This is a genomic window from Micromonospora sp. NPDC005413 (assembly GCF_040606435.1).
GTDB lineage: Bacteria > Actinomycetota > Actinomycetes > Mycobacteriales > Micromonosporaceae > Micromonospora.
Genome location: NZ_JBEXEV010000027.1, coordinates 60,925 through 79,986, shown reverse-complemented (window position 1 = coordinate 79,986; position 19,062 = coordinate 60,925). Strand labels below are relative to the sequence as shown.

The 19,062-nt window shown below is 70.5% G+C and carries 15 protein-coding genes; 7 read left to right on the top strand and 8 right to left on the bottom strand.

Annotation, left to right across the window (positions count from 1 at the left end; genetic code table 11):
* Nucleotides 1-3 precede the first annotated feature (3 nt).
* Nucleotides 4-1,029, bottom strand: coding sequence for a LacI family DNA-binding transcriptional regulator (locus ABZS37_RS24260; RefSeq protein ID WP_355172427.1), 1,026 nt, complete (start codon nt 1,027-1,029; stop codon nt 4-6).
* Nucleotides 1,030-1,414: 385 nt separating this feature from the next.
* Here ABZS37_RS24260 and ABZS37_RS24255 point away from each other — a divergent pair, with 385 nt between their 5' ends.
* The 5 genes from ABZS37_RS24255 to ABZS37_RS24235 all read left to right on the top strand — a co-directional run bounded on the left by ABZS37_RS24255 (nt 1,415) and on the right by ABZS37_RS24235 (nt 7,959).
* Nucleotides 1,415-2,695 (top strand): extracellular solute-binding protein, encoded by a 1,281-nt coding sequence (locus ABZS37_RS24255; RefSeq protein WP_355172425.1) that lies wholly within the window; start codon nt 1,415-1,417, stop codon nt 2,693-2,695.
* 86 nt (nt 2,696-2,781) lie between these two features.
* Entirely contained in the window at nt 2,782-3,801 is a 1,020-nt protein-coding gene (locus tag ABZS37_RS24250; protein ID WP_354997078.1) for a sugar ABC transporter permease, read from the top strand.
* A gap of 56 nt (nt 3,802-3,857) precedes the next feature.
* Nucleotides 3,858-4,700, top strand: a complete 843-nt coding sequence (locus tag ABZS37_RS24245) for a carbohydrate ABC transporter permease (protein WP_355172468.1) — start codon at nt 3,858-3,860, stop codon at nt 4,698-4,700.
* The gene (locus ABZS37_RS24240) at nt 4,697-7,147 is read left to right on the top strand and encodes a glycoside hydrolase family 2 protein (protein WP_355172423.1); all 2,451 of its coding nucleotides are present in this window, start codon (nt 4,697-4,699) and stop codon (nt 7,145-7,147) included. The genes ABZS37_RS24245 and ABZS37_RS24240 overlap by 4 nt, the downstream gene beginning before the upstream one ends.
* A 275-nt stretch (nt 7,148-7,422) precedes the next feature.
* Nucleotides 7,423-7,959, top strand: coding sequence for a hypothetical protein (locus ABZS37_RS24235; protein ID WP_355172421.1), 537 nt, complete (start codon nt 7,423-7,425; stop codon nt 7,957-7,959).
* 96 nt (nt 7,960-8,055) lie between these two features.
* On the opposite strand, the gene ABZS37_RS24230 is transcribed toward ABZS37_RS24235, so the two are convergent.
* The 6 genes from ABZS37_RS24230 to ABZS37_RS24205 are packed head-to-tail and all read right to left on the bottom strand — an operon-like array spanning nt 8,056 to nt 13,052.
* Entirely contained in the window at nt 8,056-8,799 is a 744-nt protein-coding gene (locus ABZS37_RS24230; protein WP_355172419.1) for a copper homeostasis protein CutC, read from the bottom strand.
* A complete protein-coding gene (locus ABZS37_RS24225) occupies nt 8,796-9,812 on the bottom strand; it encodes an asparaginase (protein ID WP_355172417.1) in 1,017 nt (338 codons plus the stop codon). The genes ABZS37_RS24230 and ABZS37_RS24225 overlap by 4 nt, the downstream gene beginning before the upstream one ends.
* Nucleotides 9,809-10,678 carry an amino acid ABC transporter permease gene (locus ABZS37_RS24220; RefSeq protein WP_354997083.1) on the bottom strand — a complete coding sequence of 290 codons (870 nt, stop codon included), beginning with the start codon at nt 10,676-10,678 and terminating at the stop codon, nt 9,809-9,811. Before ABZS37_RS24220 ends, ABZS37_RS24225 begins: the two co-directional genes overlap by 4 nt.
* Nucleotides 10,675-11,319, bottom strand: coding sequence for an amino acid ABC transporter permease (locus tag ABZS37_RS24215; protein WP_355172415.1), 645 nt, complete (start codon nt 11,317-11,319; stop codon nt 10,675-10,677). The genes ABZS37_RS24220 and ABZS37_RS24215 overlap by 4 nt, the downstream gene beginning before the upstream one ends.
* A gap of 16 nt (nt 11,320-11,335) precedes the next feature.
* Complete coding sequence (locus ABZS37_RS24210; protein ID WP_355172413.1) at nt 11,336-12,304, bottom strand: glutamate ABC transporter substrate-binding protein; 969 nt, start codon at nt 12,302-12,304, stop codon at nt 11,336-11,338.
* 19 nt (nt 12,305-12,323) lie between these two features.
* A complete protein-coding gene (locus ABZS37_RS24205) occupies nt 12,324-13,052 on the bottom strand; it encodes an amino acid ABC transporter ATP-binding protein (RefSeq protein WP_355172466.1) in 729 nt (242 codons plus the stop codon).
* 163 nt (nt 13,053-13,215) lie between these two features.
* Here ABZS37_RS24205 and ABZS37_RS24200 point away from each other — a divergent pair, with 163 nt between their 5' ends.
* On the top strand, nt 13,216-14,397 hold the full coding sequence (locus ABZS37_RS24200; RefSeq protein ID WP_355172411.1) for an ROK family transcriptional regulator: 1,182 nt from the start codon (nt 13,216-13,218) through the stop codon (nt 14,395-14,397).
* A gap of 171 nt (nt 14,398-14,568) precedes the next feature.
* Here ABZS37_RS24200 and ilvD read toward each other — a convergent pair whose 3' ends face one another.
* Nucleotides 14,569-16,416, bottom strand: coding sequence for a dihydroxy-acid dehydratase (ilvD, locus tag ABZS37_RS24195; RefSeq protein WP_355172409.1), 1,848 nt, complete (start codon nt 16,414-16,416; stop codon nt 14,569-14,571).
* 110 nt (nt 16,417-16,526) lie between these two features.
* On the opposite strand from ilvD, the gene ABZS37_RS24190 reads away from it, so the two are divergent.
* Nucleotides 16,527-18,899, top strand: coding sequence for a bifunctional diguanylate cyclase/phosphodiesterase (locus ABZS37_RS24190; RefSeq protein WP_355172407.1), 2,373 nt, complete (start codon nt 16,527-16,529; stop codon nt 18,897-18,899).
* Nucleotides 18,900-19,062 lie beyond the last annotated feature (163 nt).

Sequence of the window (19,062 nt, the reverse complement as noted above, 5' to 3'; positions counted from 1 at the left end):
GGTTCACCTCTCCCGGGGTGGTGCGGTGCTGCCACGCGGTGTGAGGTGCGGCGTCTCGTCCTGCACCCGGGTCGCGGGCTGTCCCGCGATGACGGCGAGCAGTTGCCGGGCGGCGTGCGCGCCGTACGCCGGGATGTCCCGGCCCAGGGCGGTCAGCGGCGGGTGCACCAGGCGGCAGAGCGGCGAGTCGTCCCAGGCCACGATGGACAAATCGCCCGGCACGGTGAGCCCCATCTCCTGGGCGACGGAGAGCCCGGCGATGGCCATCACGTCGTTGTCGTAGATGACCGCGGTGGGCCGCTGGGCGGAGCTGAGCAACCGGCGGGTGGCCCGGCCGCCCTCCTCGCCGGTGTAGTCGGACCAGACGGTGACCGCGTCGACCAGGCCGAGCCGCTGGCAGACCGCCCCGAAGGCGTCGGAGCGGATCTCGGTGTGTCGCAGGTCGGGCAGGCCGCCCACCCGGGCGATCCGTCGGTGCCCGAGCGCGACCAGGTATTCCACCGTCTCGGTCAGCGCGGCGGCGTCGTCGGACCAGAGGCTGGCCAGGTCACCGGTGCCACCGGGCCCGCCGATCACCACCGCCGGTAGTTGGATCTGCTCGAGTGCGGGGATGCGGCGGTCGTCGGTGCGCAGGTCGCAGACGAGCACGCCGTCCACCCGCCGTTCGCCCCACCAGCGCCGGTAGACCGCGATCTCGGCGTCATGGTCGGCCACCACCTGGAGGGTCAGCGCGTACGAGCGGGCGGAGAGTTCGGCCTCGACGCCACTGATCAGCTCCATGAAGAACGGCTCGATGCCGAGGATCCGGGCCGGTCGGCACAGGGCCAGGCCGACCGCACCCGCGGCGGCGGCGGAGAGGGCGCGGGCGGCGCTGCTCGGGCTGAACCCGATCTCCGTGGCGATGGCCAGGATGCGTTGCCGGGTGGCCTCGGAGACGCCGGGCTGCCCGTTCAGCGCGTACGACACGGCGCCCTTGGACACCCCGGCGCGTCGGGCGACGTCGGCGATGGTCGGCCGCTTCACCGGCATGCTCCTCCACTTTCCGGCCTCGGGGAGGTCGGGTCTCCTGGCTGTCGCGACGACGACCTGACCTGGTCAGCTGGTCGGCGGCGTCCTCAACCTAGCGCAACGGTGCGGCAGGTCGACTGTCCACGATAGACGGATGCCCATTACTTGCACGGTTCAGCGTACCTGTGCGTCCTTGGCGTCGACCTGCCGCGCGCTGCGCGGAGCTGTGGCATAAACCGCTCCACCACGCCTGTTCGCGCTCCCAAGGGTCTTTCTGTGCATCGATTGAGCGCTGTGTTAACCGGCCGTTGACACTCCTGAGACCGGACCGTACGGTGGCTTCACTTATCCGGTTCAGTCAACGTCTCTCGATGTCGGGAGCGTTCCCACGTGTTCGGAGGATGACATGAAAAGGTCCTGGAAACGGTGGGCCCGCACCGTCGCCGTGGGCGCGGTCGGTCTTGCCCTGGTGGCCGCGTGCAGCGGCAAGAGCGGACAGGATTCCGGCGCCGCGGATGGCCAGGTCACCTTGAAAATCAACTTCTGGGGCGACTTCGGCCTCCAGGACCTCAAGACGAAGTACGAGGCGGCCAACCCGAACGTCAAGATCCAGCTGAACTCCGGGGAGTACAACGCCCAGCACGAGGACCTGCAGAAGAAGCTCGTCGCCGGCTCCGGCGCGCCGGACATCGCCGCCATCGACGAGGGCTTCATGGTGCAGTTCCGCAGCCAGTCGGACAAGTTCGTCAACCTGCTCGACAAGGGCGCCGGCTCGTACGAGAGCAAATACCTGGCCTGGAAGTGGAAGCAGTCGCTCTCCGCTGACGGCAAGACCCAGATCGGCCTCGGCACCGACACCGGCGGCCTCGCCATGTGCTACCGCACCGACCTGTTCAAGGCCGCCGGGCTGCCCACCGAGCGGGACAAGGTCTCGGCCCTCTGGCCCACCTGGGACAAGTTCATCGAGGTCGGCCAGCAGTACACCGCCCAGAGCAAGAAGAAGTTCATCGACGCCGGCAGCAACCTGTTCAACCCGATTCTCGGCCAGCAGCCGGTCGGCTTCTACAACGAGCAGGACCAGCTCCAGATGGAGCAGGGCCCGAAGATCGCCTTCGACTACACCATCAAGGCCATCCAGGCCGACCTCTCCGCCAACCTGGCCAGCTTCCAGGCCGACTGGGACAAGGGCTTCACCAGCGGTTCCTTCGCGGTGCTCGCCTGCCCGGCCTGGATGCTCGGGCACATCAAGGACACCGCCCCCGGCACCGAGGGCAAGTGGGACATCGCCGCGGTGCCCGGTGGCGGCGGCAACTGGGGTGGCTCGTTCCTGACGATTCCCCAGCAGAGCAAGAACATCGACGAGGCGTACAAGCTGTTGGAGTGGCTGGTCCAGCCGGAGCAGCAGATTGAGATCTTCAAGAAGGTCGGCAACCTGCCGTCCCAACCGGCCCTCTACAGCGACCCGGCGATCGCGGACTTCAAGAACCCGTTCTTCACCGACGCGCCCGTCGGGCAGATCTTCCCGAAGATGGCGCAGGGTCTGACCCCGCAGTACCTGGGCAAGAAGAACGGCCCGACCCGGGTGGCCGTGGAGAACGTGCTGATCCGGGTGCAGAACAAGACCCTCAAGCCCGAGGCCGCCTGGGCCGAGGCGCTCAAGGAAGCCGAGAAGGCCAGCAAGTCCTGAGCCCGTCGGCGCGGGGGTCGGCCGGACACCAGGTCGCCCCCGCGCCACGCGCGCGTACCCCGTCTCTTCGGCCCTGGAGCGTCCCGATGTCCACCACCCGCGCCGCCCCCGCGTCGCCGGGCCGCCGCGCCGCCGACGGGCGGCACGGCCACGGCACCGACCCGGACCACCGCCGGCTCAGCTGGCGCGATCGGCTGTACCGGTTCGACACGCGCTACATGCCGTACGTGTTGATCGCGCCGTTCTTCCTGATCTTCCTGGTCTTCGGCCTGTTCCCGTTGATCTTCAACGGCGTCATCGCCCTGCGGAACTACCGGCTGGACGACCCGACACTGACCGGCTGGGCCGGCCTGGCCAACTTCCGCCAGCTCTTCGGCGATGAGGACTTCTGGAACGCGCTCTACAACACCTTCGGCATCTTCCTGCTCTCCTCGGTGCCGCAGCTGCTGCTCGCGCTGATCGTGGCGTCGCTGCTCAACCGCCGGCTGCGGGCGCAGACCTGGTGGCGGGTGGGCGTGCTGCTGCCGTACGTCACCCCGATCGTCGCCTCGACGATGGTGTTCAGCGTCTTCTTCTCCCGCGACTTCGGGATGGCCAACTGGGTGCTCGGCCTGTTCGGCATCGGCGACGATGCTCCGATCAACTGGCGGGCCGACAAGATGCACGCCTGGATCGCCATCGCCACGATGGTCAACTGGAAGTGGATCGGCTACAACGCCCTGCTCTACCTGGCCGCCATGCAGTCCATTCCGCGCGACGTCTACGAGGCCGCCGCGGTCGACGGGGCCGGCCCGTGGCGTCAACTCTGGCGGATCACCGTGCCGATGATCCAGCCGGTGATCGTCTTCACCGTCATCCTGTCCACCATCGGCGGGTTCCAGCTCTTCATCGAGCCGATGCTGTTCGACCTCAACGCGCAGGCCGCGACCGGCGGACCCAACGGCGAGTGGCAGACCATCGCCCAGCTGATCTACAAGGTCGGCTGGAAGGACCTCAACCTCGGCTACGCGGCCGCGATGAGCTGGGCGCTCTTCCTGATCATCCTGGTCGTGGCCGGTATCAACACCCTGCTGACCAACCGACTCTCCGGAGGGCGATCCAGGTGAGCGCCGTCGACACCGCACCGCCGGCCACCAAGAGCCGCCGCCGACGGGCCGCCCTGATGGGCCGCGCCCCGCAGGACACCCCGGCCGGCATCGGGACGTACCTGCTGCTGGCCACCACCATGCTCTTCGCGGCGTTCCCGCTGTACTGGATGTTCGTCATCGCCACCAGCGACGACGAGGCCCTGGCCCAGATCCCACCGGCCGTGATCCCCGGCGAGAAGTTCCTGGTCAACCTGGACGAGGTCTTCTCGCTGCAGGACGTCTACTTCGCCGCCTCGCTGATCAACAGCGTCATCGTCTCGACGGTGGTGACCGCCTCGATGCTGTTCTTCTGCTCGCTGGCCGGGTTCGCGTTCGCCAAGCTGCGTTTCGCCGGCAGCCGCTGGCTCATGCTGTTCGTGGTGCTCACCCTCACCGTGCCGAACCAGCTCGGCGTCGTCGCGCTGTACATCGTCATGGGCAAGCTGGGCTGGAACGGCACCCTGCTGGCCGTCATCGTGCCCGGCCTCGTCACCGCGTTCGGCGTCTTCTACATGCGGCAGTTCATCCTCAACACCGTGCCCGACGAGCTGATCGAGTCGGCCCGCATGGACGGGGCGACCACCATGCGGGTCTACCGATCCATCGTCCTGCCGGCGATCCGGCCGGCCCTCGCGGTGCTCGGCCTCCTCACCTTCGTGGCGACCTGGAACGACTTCCAGTGGCCGCTGATCACCCTGGGTGGCACCGACTACCCGACCTCGATGGTGGCCATCTCCGATCTGGCCAGCGGCAACTACGTCATCTACCGTCGGGTCCTCGCCGGGGCGTTCGTGGCGACCATCCCCCTGCTGATCATGCTGTTCATCGGTGGACGCCAGATCGTCCGCGGAATCATGGAAGGTGCGGTGAAGTCTTGAGCCGACAGGCACTCCACGACGGTTGGACCCTGCGGGCGGCACCCGGAGCGCAGGTGCCGGCCGAGATCGCCGGGCGGGTCGTGCCGGCGACCGTGCCCGGTGCGGTGCATACCGACCTGCTCGACGCCGGGCTGATTCCCGATCCCTACCTCGACGACAACGAGCTGGCACTGGCCTGGATCGGGCGCACCGACTGGAGCTACCGGACCACCTTCGTTTACCAGCCGGGCGACCATGACCGGGTCGACCTGGTCTGCGCCGGCCTGGACACCGTCGCCACGCTCACCGTTAACGGTGTCGAGGTCGGCCGCACCGAGAACATGCACCGCGGCTACCGCTTCGACGTCCGGTCACTGCTGCACGACGGCGACAACGACCTGGTCATCGCATTCGACTCCGCGTACCGCTACGCCGAAGCGCAGCAGGAGCGGCTCGGCGACCGGCCCAACGCCTATCCGGAGCCGTTCCACTTCATCCGCAAGATGGCCTGCAACTTCGGCTGGGACTGGGGGCCGACCCTGGTCACCGCCGGCATCTGGCAGGAGATCGGCCTGCACGCCTGGTCCACCGCCCGGCTGGCCAGCGTCCGCCCACTGGTCACAATGGACGGCTGCGACGGCCGGGTCGAGCTGCACGTCGAGGTCGAGCGGGTCGCGGACGTCCCGCTCACCGTCCGGGCCACCGTCGCCGGCGCCCGCGCCGACGTGGTCGTCCCGGCCGGGCAGCGCACGGCCGTGCTGACCCTCACCGTCGCCGAGCCCGCGCTCTGGTGGCCCCGGGGGTACGGCGAGCAGGCGCGCCACCCGATCGAGGTGACCCTGCACGCACCGCACGGCGACATTCTCGACAGCTGGTCCCATCGGATCGGCTTCCGCACGGTCCGACTGGACACCACCGAAGACGAGCACGGCACCCCGTTCGCGCTGTCGGTCAACGACGTCCCGGTCTTCGTACGCGGGGTCAACTGGATCCCGGACGACGTCTTCCCCACCCGGATCACCCGCCAGCGGCTGGCCGAGCGGTTCGACCAGGCCGCCGCGGCCAACATCAACCTGCTGCGGGTCTGGGGCGGCGGCCGGTACGAGTCGGCGGACTTCTACGACCTCGCCGACGAACGCGGGCTGCTCGTTCAGCAGGACTTCCTCTTCGCCTGCGCGGCCTACCCGGAGGAGGAGCCGTTCGGCAGCGAGGTGGCCGCCGAGGCCGTCGAGCAGGTGACCCGGCTGGCTCCGTACCCGTCGTTGGTGCTCTGGACCGGCAACAACGAGAACATCTGGGGCTGGCGCGACTGGGACTGGCAGCAGGCCCTCGCCGGGCGCACCTGGGGTCGCGGCTACTACCTGGACGTGCTGCCCCGGATCGTCGGCGAGTTGGACCCGACCCGCCCCTACTGGCCGGGCAGCCCCTGGTCGGGCACCGAGGCGATCCACCCCAACGACCCGGCGCACGGCACCACCCACATCTGGGACGTGTGGAACACCGACGACTACACCAGATACCGGGAGTACGTCCCACGCTTCGTCGCCGAGTTCGGCTACCAGGCCCCACCGGCGTACGCCACCCTGCGTCGGGCGTTGAGCGACGAACCTCTCGCGCACGACTCGCCGGGTATGGCGCACCACCAGAAGGCGGCCGACGGTGACGCCAAGCTCCAGCGGGGCCTGGACGCGCATCTGCCCGCCCCGGCGGACTTCGACGACTGGCACTACCTGACGCAGCTCAACCAGGCCCGCGCGATCCAGCTCGGGGTGGAGCACTTCCGCTCACACCGGGGCGTCTGCGCGGGCACCATCGTCTGGCAGCTCAACGACTGCTGGCCGGTCACGTCCTGGTCGGCCGTCGACGGCGACGGCCGGCGCAAACCCCTGTGGTACGCGCTGCGCCACGCGTACGCCGATCGGTTGCTCACCGTGCAACCCCGCGCCGGCGGCCTGGCCCTGGTCGCGGTCAACGACGGCGGTACGCCCTGGCGGGCGTCGGCCACGGTGACGCGGCTGACCCTCACCGGTGAGCCCCGGGCGAAGACGACGATGGAGTTGGCCGTCCCCGCGTACTCGGCGGTCACGCTGGCGCTGCCGGCGGAGCTGACCCGGCCGGAGGAGGCCCGGCGTGAGCTGCTGGTCGCCGAGGCGGGCCAGAGCGCCGAGCGGGCACTCTGGTTCTTTGCCGAGGACCGGGACGTGGACTGGCCGTCGGCGGCATGGGAGGCGTCGGTCGAGCGGGTCGACGGCGGGCAGCGGGTCCGGGTCACGGCCGGCACGGTGCTGCGCGACCTGACGCTCTTCGCGGACCGGCTCGACCCGACCGCCTTCGTGGACAAGGCCCTGGTCACCCTGCTGCCAGGCGAGTCGACGACCTTCACCGTGCAGGCCGACACCCCGCTGGACGCCACAGCCCTCGCCGCCCGCCCGGTGCTGCGCTGCGTGAACGACATCGGACGCGGCTAGCTCGCGCCTCATGATCGTGCTCGATCCAGGAAGTAGTGGTCTCCGTCGGCGAGGGAGGCCACTACTTCCGTGTTCGAGCACGATCAACACCCTCGACGGCAGGGTGTGATCCAGTCGGCGCAGCAGAACGCCCGGCGGGAGCAGACGCCGGACCGCGGCGTGGGGCGTCGGGACCTCTAGGGCAGTATCTACCCACGTCCTTGGCCGCTGCGCGACGAAGTGGCCGACAGAGGCGAAGACAGTGGCTGAGCCAGGCGGTATTCAGGGGAGCGCAGATGATTACCGAGCATGTCCGGGACGCGGCGGCGACGGCGTTCGTCTTCGGGTTCTTCGCCTCCAGTTGGTTCGGCTGGGCTCAGGAAGCGCCGCCGAAGCCGTGGCGGCCGGTGCTCATCGCTGGTTCGGTTCTGTCGCTGCTCACCGCCGTCGCCGGAGCGCTCCTCGCCTGGAGTCACTGGTCGGACGGCACGGCGTTCGACGCCGACACCAGCCGAACCTTCGGCATCGTCGTCGGTGTCGAGTTCGCGGTTGCCGCTGTCGGCGCCGGGTTGCTGGCCCGGCTGCGGCGCGGTGAGCTGATCGCCCCCTGGATCGCCCTTGTCGTGGGCGTCCACCTCTTCCCGGTGGCGGCGCTGCTCGGCTATCCGCTGATCCACCTGGTCGCCGCGCTGGTCACCGTCGTGGCGGTCGCGGCGGTTCCGGTCGCGAGGGCCCGTGCCGTGGCGGTGAGTGCGGTGGTCGGGCTGGGCACCGGCGTCGTGCTTCTGGCCGGTGCGGTGTCGTCGCTGCTCATCGCCCTGGTCGCCTACTGAGGCGGGTTGCCGTCAGAGCGCGGGGAACTGGCCGGTACGGGCGAGCGGTGAACCCGGGTCTCCCCGGGCCCACCGCTCGGCAGAGCGCGTGGCGGGTCAGGCGCGGGCGGCGGCGAGCACCTGGCCGACCAGGGCGCCCGAGGTGCCGGAGCGCTCGTACTCGGGGCGGTTCAGCGTGCCGCCCATCAGCGGCGCGGGGTTGCGGTGCACGGCCGGGCTGTCCGAGCTGACCAGGGCCGCGAAGTGGTACTCGTCGGCGCCGGTCGCCTCGACGATCCGGACGATGTTGCGCGGAGTGATGCCGCCACCCGGCATGATGACGATCCGCCCGGCGGCCCGGCGGACCAGGTCGGCGATGAGCGGAGCACCCTCCAGCACGCTGACCTCCTGGCCCGAGGTGAGCACCCGGTGCACGCCCAACTCGATCAGCTGCTCCAGCGCCGCGTACGGGTCGCGGGTCATGTCGAACGCACGGTGGAAGGTGATGCTGGCGTCGCCGGCGGCGGCGATCAGGCGACGGCTGGTCGGCACGTCGACGTCACCCTCGGCGGTCAGCGCGCCGATCACGATGCCGTGCGCGCCGGCCGCAACCGCGGCCCGCACGTCCCGCTCCATCGCCTCGATCTCGAACGGCGAGTAGATGAAGTCGCCGGCCCGGGGCCGGACGATCACATGCACCCGGATCCGGGTGACGGCGCGCAGGGTCGTCTCGATGGTGCCCAGGCTGGGGGTCAGCCCACCGTCGAAGAGCGCGGAGCACAGCTCCACCCGGTCGGCGCCGGCCTCCTCGGCGGCGACGGCCCCCTCGACGCTGTCGATGCAGATCTCGAATGTGCTCATGACTCTTCCTTTTCGGTACGGGACGATGCCGCGGTCCAATCGGTGACGGCGGTGACGGCGCCGACCGGTTCGCCGCCGCCGAGCACCGGCACCTGGCGTAGCGGGTCGGCCCCACCCACCGGTACGCCCACGGCGTCCAGGGCGGCGAGGACGATGGCAGTGGTGGCTCGGGGCGAACCGTCGATCACCTTCACCGCCACGGCGTGACCGTCCGGGGCGGCCACCGCGAGCACGCCCTCGGCCCCGCCCTTGGCGAGTACGCCGGGCAGTGCCCGCATCAGGTCGGTGTTCGGGTGCCCGCGCCAGCCGCCCACGTACTCCGGGTGTTGGCGCATGGCCTGCGCGACCAGCGCCTCGTCGCTCCCGGCGGGCGCGGTGACCAGCGCCTGGAACGTGCGGGCCAGGCCGGTCAGCGGCAGGCCGAACAGCGGTGCGCCGCAGCCGTCGACCGCCTGGTGCGCGATCGGCGTGCCGGCCAGCCGGGCGACGGCGGCGGCGATTTCCCGCTGGAGCGGGTGATCGGGGTCGAGATAGTCGTGTGTGCTCCAGGACCGGGCGACGCAGGCGACCAGCATCGCGGCGTGCTTGCCGGAGCAGTTCATCCGGATCCGGTCGCGCTGCCCGCCGGCGCGGATCAGCCGGTCCCGGGTCGGTTCGTCCTCCGGCCAGTCCTCCGGGCAGCCGAGCGCGTCCTCGGTCAGGCCGGCGCCAGCCAGCATCACCCGGACCACCTCGACGTGTCGGTCGTCGCCGGTGTGGCTGCCGGCGGCGAGGGCCAGCGCCGGGCCGGTCAGCGGGTCGACCCCATCGAGACCGGGGGCCGCCGCGACCCGGCAGGCCAACGCCTGCACCGGCTTGAGGGTGGAGCGGGGGAGTACCGGCTCGTCGGGTACGCCGGCGGCGAGGACGACCTCGCCGTCCGGGGCGAGCACCACGACGCTGCCGTAGTGACTGCTCTCGACGAAGCCGTTACGGACGACCCGGGCCAGTTCGGCGTAGCGGGCAATGGTCACCGGGTGCTGTTCCCTTCGATGAGCGGCGGGGGCAGGTCCGCGGTCCGTCGTCCACGCCGGCTGCTGAAGCGGCCGTTGCGGGCCTGGAGAACGCGGGCGAACTTCGACAGCGAGGCGTTGACCACCAGGTAGATCAGCGCCACCACCAGGAACGTCTGGATCAGCAGGTGGGTGTACGAGGAGAGCACCTGCCCGCTGTAGAGCAGCTCGGTGTAGCTGACCACGAAGCCGAGCGAGGTGTCCTTGAGCAGCCCGACCAGTTGGCTGACCAGGGACGGGGTGAGCTGGAGCAGCGCCTGGGGCAGGACCACCAGCGCCATGACCTGCCCGCGGCGCAGCCCGACGGCGAGGCCAGCCTCGGTCTGTCCACGGTCCAGGGCCAGGATGCCGGCCCGGAAGATCTCCGCGAACGCCGCCGAGTTGGAGACCACCAGCGGCACCACGAGCTTCCAGAACAGCGGGAAGTTCATTCCGTACTGCGGCAGCGCGAACAGCGTCACGTAGATCAGCAGCAGCGTGGGGACGGTCCGGAAGATCTCCACGTACGCGCCGGCCAGCCACCGCAGCGGTCGATGCACCGACAGTCGGCCGAGCGCCAGCAGCAACCCGAGCGTGGCACTGAGCACGGCGGTCGCGGCGGCGGCGCGCACCGTGGCCCACAGTCCGTTGAGCAGGTACCGCCAGATCGGCCAGGTGGTGAACGGTTCCCACCGGGCGGCGGCCAGCTCGCCGTGGCTGGCGAACTGGTACACGGCCGCGACGGCGGCACCGGCCAGGAGGACGGCACCCAGCACGGTGGCGATCCGGATCCGCCGCCGGGCACGGGGGCCGGGCTCGTCGAAGAGAATCTGTTGGGCCTGGTTCATCGGACGATCGCCAGCCTTCGTTCGAGCAGGCCGGTGACCTGACCGATGATCAACGCCAGCAGCATGTAGGCGAGGCCCGCGCCGGTGAAGACGGCGATCGGCTGAGCCTCGACGAGGTTCACGGTGTTGGCCGCCTGGGTCAGCTCGACGATCCCGACGACGGCGGCCAGTGAGGTGTTCATCAGCAGCGCGATGCAGATGTTGCCGATCGGCTGGATCACCGCCCGGAGTCCCTGCGGCAGGATCACGTGCCGCAGGGACTGGCCGAAGGTGAGCCCGATGGCACGGGCCGCCTCAGCCTGGCCGACGCCGACCGTGTTGATCCCGGCGCGGATCGCCTCCGCCAGGTACGCCCCCTCGTAGACGGCGATGACGATCGCGGCGGAGGTGAACAGCGGGAACGTGATGCCGATGGTCGGCAGCGCGAAGACGAAGAGCACCAGCAGGGCCAGCAGCGGCAGGTTCTGGAACACCTCGACGTACGCCGTGCCGACTGCGCGCAGCAGTGGGACGGGGGCGATCCGCAGGGTGGCTACGACGAGGCCCAGCAGCATCGCGCCGATGGTGGTCACGACGGTCAGTTCGACCGTCGTGACCAGGCCGTGGCCGAGCTCGCTCAGGTGGGCGGTGAGGGCGTCCATCGGTACGAGAGGATGCTCAGGAGCCGTCGGCGGAACCGAGGGCGGGCGGGGTGGGCGCCCCACCCTCGACCACCGAGCCGAGGGTGCCCTCCCAGACCTTCGCCCACGTGCCGTCGGCCTGGATCTTCTTCAGCCAGTTGTTGACGAACTCCTTGAACTGCGGGTCCTCCCGGTTGAGGCCGATGCCGTACGCCTCCGTGGTGAACGGTTCGCCGACCACCTTCATCCCCGGGTTCGCCTTGGCGCCCGAGGCGAGCAGCGTGAAGTCCTGCACGTACGCGTCGCCGCGCTTCTGGAGCAGAGCCTGCAGCGCCTGCGGGTCGGTGCCGAAGGCGATCTGCTTCGAGCCGGGAGCGGCGGAGGGCAGTGCGGTGACCGCGGGCGTGTTCGCCCCGACGATGACGGTCTTGCCGGCGAGGTCCTTGACGCTCTTGATCGCGGTGTCGTCCTTGCGGACCCCGACCGCCAGCCCCGAGGTGAGGTACGGCCCGGCGAAGGCGACCTGGGTGGCCCGCTGCGGGGTGATGGTGTACGTCTGGAAGACCGCGTCCACCGACTTGGCCTGGAGCATGGCCTCCCGGGTCTGGGTGCCGATGGTCGTCGTCTTCACCTCGGGCTTGCCGATGATGTACTTCGCCAGCAGCTTCGCCATGTCGGCGTCGAAGCCCTCGATGGTGCCGCTGACCGGGTTCTGCTGGGCGAGCAGCGGCGCGTCCAGGGATCCGCCGATGTTGAGGTAGCCGCGCTTGCGGATCGCGTCCATTGTGGAACCGGCCGGGATGTCCGCGTCGGTGGCGACCGGGGCGGCGTCGTACACCGACTGGGCGATCACGCCGTCGCCGCCGAGGCCGGGGTTGCCGGGCAGCGACGGAGCGCTGCTGCCGCTGTCACCGCCGCAGCCGGTCGCGGCAAGGGCCACCGCCACCGCGGTGGCGGTGAGGGCGAGCGAGCGCCGCCCGGTGAAGCTCATCTTGAGGATTGACATGACACCCTCCTGTTGGGGGCTAGTGCTGGAGGATCTTGGAAAGGAAATCGCGCGCCCGCTCGGTCTGCGGGGCGGCGAAGAAGTCGTCGGGGGCTCCGGATTCGACGATGCGGCCGTCGTCCATGAAGACCACCCGATCGGCGGCGCGGCGGGCGAAGCCCATCTCGTGGGTGACCACGATCATGGTCATCCCCTCGGCGGCGAGGGAGACCATCACGTCGAGCACCTCGTTGACCATCTCCGGGTCGAGGGCCGACGTCGGTTCGTCGAAGAGCAGCACCTTCGGTTGCATCGCCAGTGCTCGGGCAATCGCGGCCCGCTGCTGCTGCCCACCGGAGAGTTGGGCCGGGTGGTGGTTCGCCTTGTCGGCGATGCCGACGCGTTCCAGCAGGGTCATCGCCTGCTGCCGCGCCTCAGGCCGGGCGATCCTGCGGACCCGGGTGGGGCCGAGGGTGATGTTCTCCAGCACCGTCTTGTGCCCGAAGAGGTTGAAGGACTGGAAGACCATGCCGACGTCGGCGCGCAGCCGGGCCAGCGCGCGGCCCTCGGCCGGCAGCGGTTCCCCGTCGATCTCGATGCTGCCCTGCCCGGCGGTCTCCAGCCGGTTGAGGCAGCGGCACAGGGTCGACTTGCCGGAGCCGGACGGCCCGACCACGACGACCACCTCGCCAGCGGTCACCGTGAGGTCGATGTCCTTGAGTACGTGCAGCGGACCGAACCACTTGTGCAGGCCGCGTACCGACACCATCGGTCGGTCCGCACCCGTCGTCTCCGGTGCCACCAGACGCACCCACTTCCTTCGACTACAAAACTAAGTCGGCTTCATATCGAACCAACAGCGCCATCTAAAGGTAGCCAGCAAACTAAGTCAACCGGTTGCTTGAACAAACTTCGGATGCTAAGAACCTGACGTGACGATTGACGACGCGCCCCGCGAAGCCCTCCGGGGCGGCCCCAGGGAGCTGCTGCGCTGGGTGGCCACCGGAGCGGCCGTCAGTCGTGCTGACCTGTCCCGACTCTCCGGGCTGTCCCCCTCGACGGTCTCCCAGCGGGTCGAGGCGTTGATCAACCAGGGTTTGCTGGAGGAGACCGGCGACGGGCGGTCCCGGGGCGGGCGGCGGCCACGCCAGCTCGCCGTACCCACCGGCGGCGCCGTGGTCGGCGCCATCGACCTCGGCGCGCATCACGCCCGCGTCGGCACACTGGATCTCTCCGGGCGGGTGGTCCAGGGCCGAACCCTGCCCGTACGCATCGAGGACGGTCCGGAAGCGGTGCTCGGTGCGCTGCTGACCGAGGTCGCCGCGCTGGCGGCCGGTGGCGGGTCAGCGGCCTCCGGCGGCGCGTCGGCGGCGGGCGTGCTGCGCGGCGTCGGTATCGGCATTCCCGGCCCGGTGCAGCACGCCACCGGACGCATCGTCAGCCCGTCCCGGATGCCTGGCTGGAACGGCTTTGACGTCGCCGCCTTCTGTGCCGACCGGTTCGAGGTGCCGATCATCGTGGACAACGACGCCAACCTGATGGCGCTCGGCGCACACCGCACGGCACATCCCGAGCTGGACCACGCCGTCTACATCAAGGCCGGCACCGGGATCGGCTCTGGCGTGATCTCCAGCGGACGGCTGCACCGGGGCGCACAAGGTTCGGCCGGGGACATCAGCCACTGCCGGGTGGTGGCCGATCCCGCGCCACCCTGCACCTGCGGCAACGCCGGTTGCCTGGAGGCGGTGGCCAGTGGCGCGGCCCTGGTCACCGCGCTACGTGACCAGGGCGTGCCGGTCGACGACCTGACCGGCGTGATCCGCCTGATCGACGACGGTGACCGGCACGCCACCGCGCTCGCCCGGCAGGCCGGCCGGGCCATCGGCGAGATCCTCGCCGTCGTGGTCAACTTCTTCAATCCGCAGGTGGTGGCCATCGGTGGCCGACTCGCCGACTGCGAGCCGCTGCTCGCCAGCATGCGAGCCACCCTCTACGAGCGGTGCCTACCGCTGGCCACGCAGACCCTGCTCATCGAGCGGGTCGACAGCGGCCAGGACGTCGGCATCACGGGCGCCGCCCACCTGGTCATCGACCACGTCGTAGCCGCCAGCTGACTCCGCTGATCACCACGACCTGGTCATCGACCACGTCGTAGCCGCCAGCTGACTCCGCTGATCACCACGAGATCGCCGATATTGCGGTGTCCGGGCCGACGGATGCCGCAATGTCGCCGATCTCGTGTTGATCATGCGGGCGTGGGCGCGGCTTCGGGCGCGCTTGGCGCCCTACTCCGGGACGCGGCGGTAGGCGCCGTCGCTGGCTGAGGTGGCCATTGAGGCGTACGCGCGGAGTGCCGCCGAGACCGGGCGCTGCCGGTCGGTCGGGGTGTACGGCTTGTCGCGCTTCTCCTCGGCCACCCGTCGCGCCTCCAGCTCGTCGGATGGCACGTTCAGCTCGATGGACCGGCCCGGGATGTCGATGACGATCTCGTCGCCCTCCCGGACCAGGGCGATCAGCCCACCGGAGGCCGCCTCGGGGGAGACGTGCCCGATGGAGAGCCCGGAGGTGCCGCCGGAGAAGCGGCCGTCGGTGAGCAGCGCACAGGAGCGGCCCAGCCCACGTCCCTTGAGGAACGAGGTGGGGTAGAGCATCTCCTGCATGCCGGGGCCGCCCTTCGGCCCCTCGTACCGGATCACCACGACGTCCCCGGCGACGACCTGCTTGGCGAGGATCGCGGTCACCGCGTCGTCCTGCGACTCGTAGACCTTCGCCGGGCCGCGGAAGGTCAGACAGTCGTCCGGCACGCCGGCGGTCTTCACGACGGAGCCTTCCGGGGCCAGGTTGCCGTGCAGGATGGCCAGCCCGCCGTCGGCGGAGTATGCGTGCTCGCGGTCCCGGATGCAGCCGCCGGCCGCGTCGGTGTCCAGCGTGGACCACCGGTTGGTGGTGGAGAACGGCTCGACGGTGCGCACCCCGCCCGGGGCGGCGTGGAACAACTCGACCGCAGTCGGTGTCGGGGAGCCGCCACGCACGTCCCAGTCGGTCAGCCACTGAGCCAGCGAGGGGGAGTGCACGGCGTGCACGTCCCGGTTGAGCTGCCCGGCCCGGTCCAACTCGCCGAGGAGCGCCGGAATGCCGCCGGCTCGGTGCACGTCCTCCATGTGGTAGTTCGGCGAGTTCGGGGCGACCTTGGCCAGGCACGGCACCCGCCGGGAGATGGCGTCGATGTCGGTGACGCCGAAGTCCATCTCCGCCTCGCGGGCGGCGGCCAGCAGGTGCAGCACCGTGTTGGTGGAGCCGCCCATCGCCACGTCCAGGGCGACCGCGTTCTCGAAGGCGGCCTTGGAGGCGACCGTGCGGGGCAGCACCGAGTCGTCGTCGCCGTCGTACCACCGCTTGGAGATCTCCACGACAGTGCGGCCGGCCTCGACGAAGAGGGACCGGCGTGCGGCGTGGGTGGCCAGTGTCGAACCGTTGCCCGGCAGCGCCAGCCCGATCGCCTCGGTGAGGCAGTTCATCGAGTTGGCGGTGAACATGCCGGAGCACGAGCCGCAGGTCGGGCAGGCGGAACGCTCGATCTCACCGAGCTGCTCGTCGGTGACCGCGTCGTTCGAGGAGGCGATCATCGCGTCGATCAGGTCGATCTTGCTGTGCACGACGCCCTCGATCGCCATCGTCTTGCCGGCCTCCATGGGGCCACCGGAGACGAAGACGGTCGGGATGTTGAGCCGCAACGCGGCCAGCAGCATCCCGGGGGTGATCTTGTCGCAGTTGGAGATGCAGACCAGGGCGTCCGCGCAGTGCGCGTTGACCATGTATTCCACCGCGTCGGCGATCAGCTCCCGGCTGGGCAGGGAGTAGAGCATGCCGCCGTGGCCCATCGCGATGCCGTCGTCGACCGCGATGGTGTTGAACTCCCGGCCCACCCCGCCGGCCTCGGCGATCGCGTCGGCGACCAGGCCACCCATGTCCTTGAGGTGTACGTGACCCGGCACGAACTGGGTGAAACTGTTGGCGATGGCGACGATCGGCTTACCGAAGTCGTCGTCGGTCATCCCGGTGGCCCGCCAGAGGGCTCGGGCGCCGGCCATCGTCCGACCGTGTGTGGAAGTCCTCGATCGCAGCTCAGGCATGCATACCAGCATGACACCGCCGCCGCGCCGGCCGTCCGGTGTAGGTGCCGTGTCCCAACAGATGCACACCCGGTCCCCACGATGTGCGCTCATCCGGCACTCTTGAGGACGTGCATCTCCCCCCGGGCATGGTCGCGGTCGCGGCGCTGAGCGGGCTTGTCGCCACCGCGGCCGCCGTGCTGCTGACCGTGGTCGCCCGGCGGCGTACCGGGCCGCACCGGCCGGCGCACCTGCTGCTCGCGGCGGCCGCCGGGACCTCACTGCTCAGTCTGTTGGCGGGTGTGGTGGCCGTGCTCTCCGCGAGCGACCACTGGGCCCACGAGCAGGGGCAGCGCACCGGCTGGGCCACCGCGGTGGCGATCGGCACGGCGGTGAGCGGGTTGACCTTCGCGGCTGGTCTGCTCCGGCTGCCGGGGGTGGCCGCCACCGCGGCGGGGACCGCGCGGCTCGCCCTGGACGGCGTGACCATGGCGGCTGCGCTGTGGTTCGTCGGCTGGGTGCTCTTCTCCGAGCCCACCCGGTTGCTCGGCGCCGCCACCCCGATGGCCTGCCCGGCGATCCTGGTGGCCACCGTGAGCGCCGCGCTCGGTGCCGGGCTCGCCGTGATCGTCGTCTTCCGGGCCGCCGCCCCACGCCGACGGCTCGCCGCGCTGGGCACCGGCATCAGCGCGGTGACCTGCGGCGGTCTGGGTCTCAGCGCTGGGCTCTGCCAGGCCGGGCCGACCATGTCGCTGACCGGCGCGGCCGTGCTCGCCGCAGGCCTGCTGACCGTCGCGCTCGCGGTGCACCGGGCCGACCGGCCCGGGCAGATCGAACTGGACCTGATCGGTCGCGACGGCGAGTACGCGATCGCCCCGATGCTGGCGTTGGCCGCCTCGGCGACGTACCACCTCGTCCAGGGCGGCCGGTTCACCGCGCCGGCCATCGTGGCCGGCAGCGTGGAGGGTTTCGCCCTGGTGGCCCGGCAGTACCTCACCCTTCGCGACGTCCGGGGGTACGCGGGCCGCCTGGTCGAGCGGGAGGCGCACTTCCGTGAGTTGGCGCACACCGATCCGCTGACGTCGTTGGCCAACCGGCGAGGGCTGCTGCGCGCGCTGCACGACAGCGCGACGGCGAGCACCCCGTGCGTGTTGCTCGGGCTTGACCTGGACGGCTTCAAGAACGTCAACGACATGCGCGGCCACGACGTGGGCGACGCGGTGCTGGCCGAGGTGGGCCGGCGGCTGCGCGGCAACCTGCGCCCCGGCGACGTGGCCGCCCGGCTGGGCGGCGACGAGTTCGCCGTACTCATGCAGGGCCGGCCGGCCGAGGCGGACCGCGTCGCCGAACGGTTGCTCGGGGTGCTCAACCGGCCGTACGACCAGCCGGAAGGGCCGGTCTTCCTGTCGGTGAGCATCGGGGTGGCCGGGTGGGCCGGCGAGCCGGACGTGGAGCTGCTGCTGCGGCACGCCGACCTGGCACTGCGCTACGCCAAGCAGCGCGGCAAGAACCGGATCGAGCGGTACGACGCCGCGTACGACCAGCTGCTGCGCCGGCGTACCACGGTGGAACACGAGCTGCGTGGCGCCATCGACCGCGACGAGCTGCGGTTGGCCTTCCAGCCGGTGGCGTCGCTGCCGTCGGTGCGGCCGGTCGGCGCCGAGGCGCTGCTCCGCTGGCGCCACCCCGAGCTGGGCAATGTTCGTCCGGACGAGTTCATCCCGCTCGCCGAGGAGTGCGGCATGATCGCCCCGCTCGGTGCCTGGGTGCTGCATCAGGCCTGCTACCAGCTCTCCCGTTGGCTGGCGGACGGGCACGACGTCTGGGTGTCGGTCAACGTCTCCCCGCGCGAGTTGCACGCCCCGGAGTACGTGGTCCAGGTCGCCGAGGCGCTGCGCGCCCACCACGTGCCGCCGCAGCGGCTGGTGCTGGAGGTCACCGAGCACGCGGTCGCCACCGACCTGGATGAGCTGATCCGGCGGCTGACCGCGCTGCGGTTGACCGGTGTCCGGATCGCGCTGGACGACTTCGGGGCCGGCTACTCGTCGCTGGGGCAGTTGCGCCGGCTGCCGATCGACATTCTGAAGATCGACCACAGCCTGGTCGCCGAGCACGAGCCGGTCCGGCCGGTCGGCCAGGACGGTCCGGCGTTCGCGCCGATGGTCGACATCGTCATGCGACTGGGCCACCAACTGGGGCTGGAGGTGATCGCCGAGGGGGTGACCACCCCGACCGAGTTGGCCGCGGTGGTGGCCGCCGGCTGCCGGTTCGGCCAGGGTGCGCTCTTCGGCTGGGGGGTGCCGGCCGAGCACCTGGAGGCGATGCTGGAGGCGGCCACCTCACCGGGCGCGCGGCCCGCTCCGCTGCCCGCGCCACGCCGGGTTTCGGGCGGGTCCGGGCAGCTCACCCCATCTGCCGGTGGCGCGTCACCGGTCGACGCGCCGGCCTCCGTTAACCAACATGTGGGATCAGTTGACTCATCGCGTGAGATGCGTCAGGCTTAGCCGCATGTCGTCGTACCGGTCGCTGCGAGTACTTACCTGAGCGCACTCTCCCTCATTGAGAGTGCGCTGGCCCCGTGCATCTGCACGAGGGCCGTTTTTATTGCCGTCGGAACCTGGCGAGGCGGGCCCCGCCCGTGTCGCAACGCTTGACCAGCCACAGCCA

What these genes read in the sequence shown, in the direction of transcription:
- ABZS37_RS24260 (WP_355172427.1), bottom strand. Translation starts at nt 1,029, where the DNA reads ATGCCGGTGAAGCGGCCGACCATCGCCGACGTCGCCCGACGCGCCGGG.
- ABZS37_RS24255 (WP_355172425.1), top strand. Translation starts at nt 1,415, where the DNA reads ATGAAAAGGTCCTGGAAACGGTGGGCCCGCACCGTCGCCGTGGGCGCG.
- ABZS37_RS24250 (WP_354997078.1), top strand. Translation starts at nt 2,782, where the DNA reads ATGTCCACCACCCGCGCCGCCCCCGCGTCGCCGGGCCGCCGCGCCGCC.
- ABZS37_RS24245 (WP_355172468.1), top strand. Translation starts at nt 3,858, where the DNA reads ATGGGCCGCGCCCCGCAGGACACCCCGGCCGGCATCGGGACGTACCTG.
- ABZS37_RS24235 (WP_355172421.1), top strand. Translation starts at nt 7,423, where the DNA reads ATGATTACCGAGCATGTCCGGGACGCGGCGGCGACGGCGTTCGTCTTC.
- ABZS37_RS24230 (WP_355172419.1), bottom strand. Translation starts at nt 8,799, where the DNA reads ATGAGCACATTCGAGATCTGCATCGACAGCGTCGAGGGGGCCGTCGCC.
- ABZS37_RS24220 (WP_354997083.1), bottom strand. Translation starts at nt 10,678, where the DNA reads ATGAACCAGGCCCAACAGATTCTCTTCGACGAGCCCGGCCCCCGTGCC.
- ABZS37_RS24215 (WP_355172415.1), bottom strand. Translation starts at nt 11,319, where the DNA reads ATGGACGCCCTCACCGCCCACCTGAGCGAGCTCGGCCACGGCCTGGTC.
- ABZS37_RS24210 (WP_355172413.1), bottom strand. Translation starts at nt 12,304, where the DNA reads ATGTCAATCCTCAAGATGAGCTTCACCGGGCGGCGCTCGCTCGCCCTC.
- ABZS37_RS24205 (WP_355172466.1), bottom strand. Translation starts at nt 13,052, where the DNA reads ATGGTGTCGGTACGCGGCCTGCACAAGTGGTTCGGTCCGCTGCACGTA.
- ilvD (WP_355172409.1), bottom strand. Translation starts at nt 16,416, where the DNA reads ATGCCTGAGCTGCGATCGAGGACTTCCACACACGGTCGGACGATGGCC.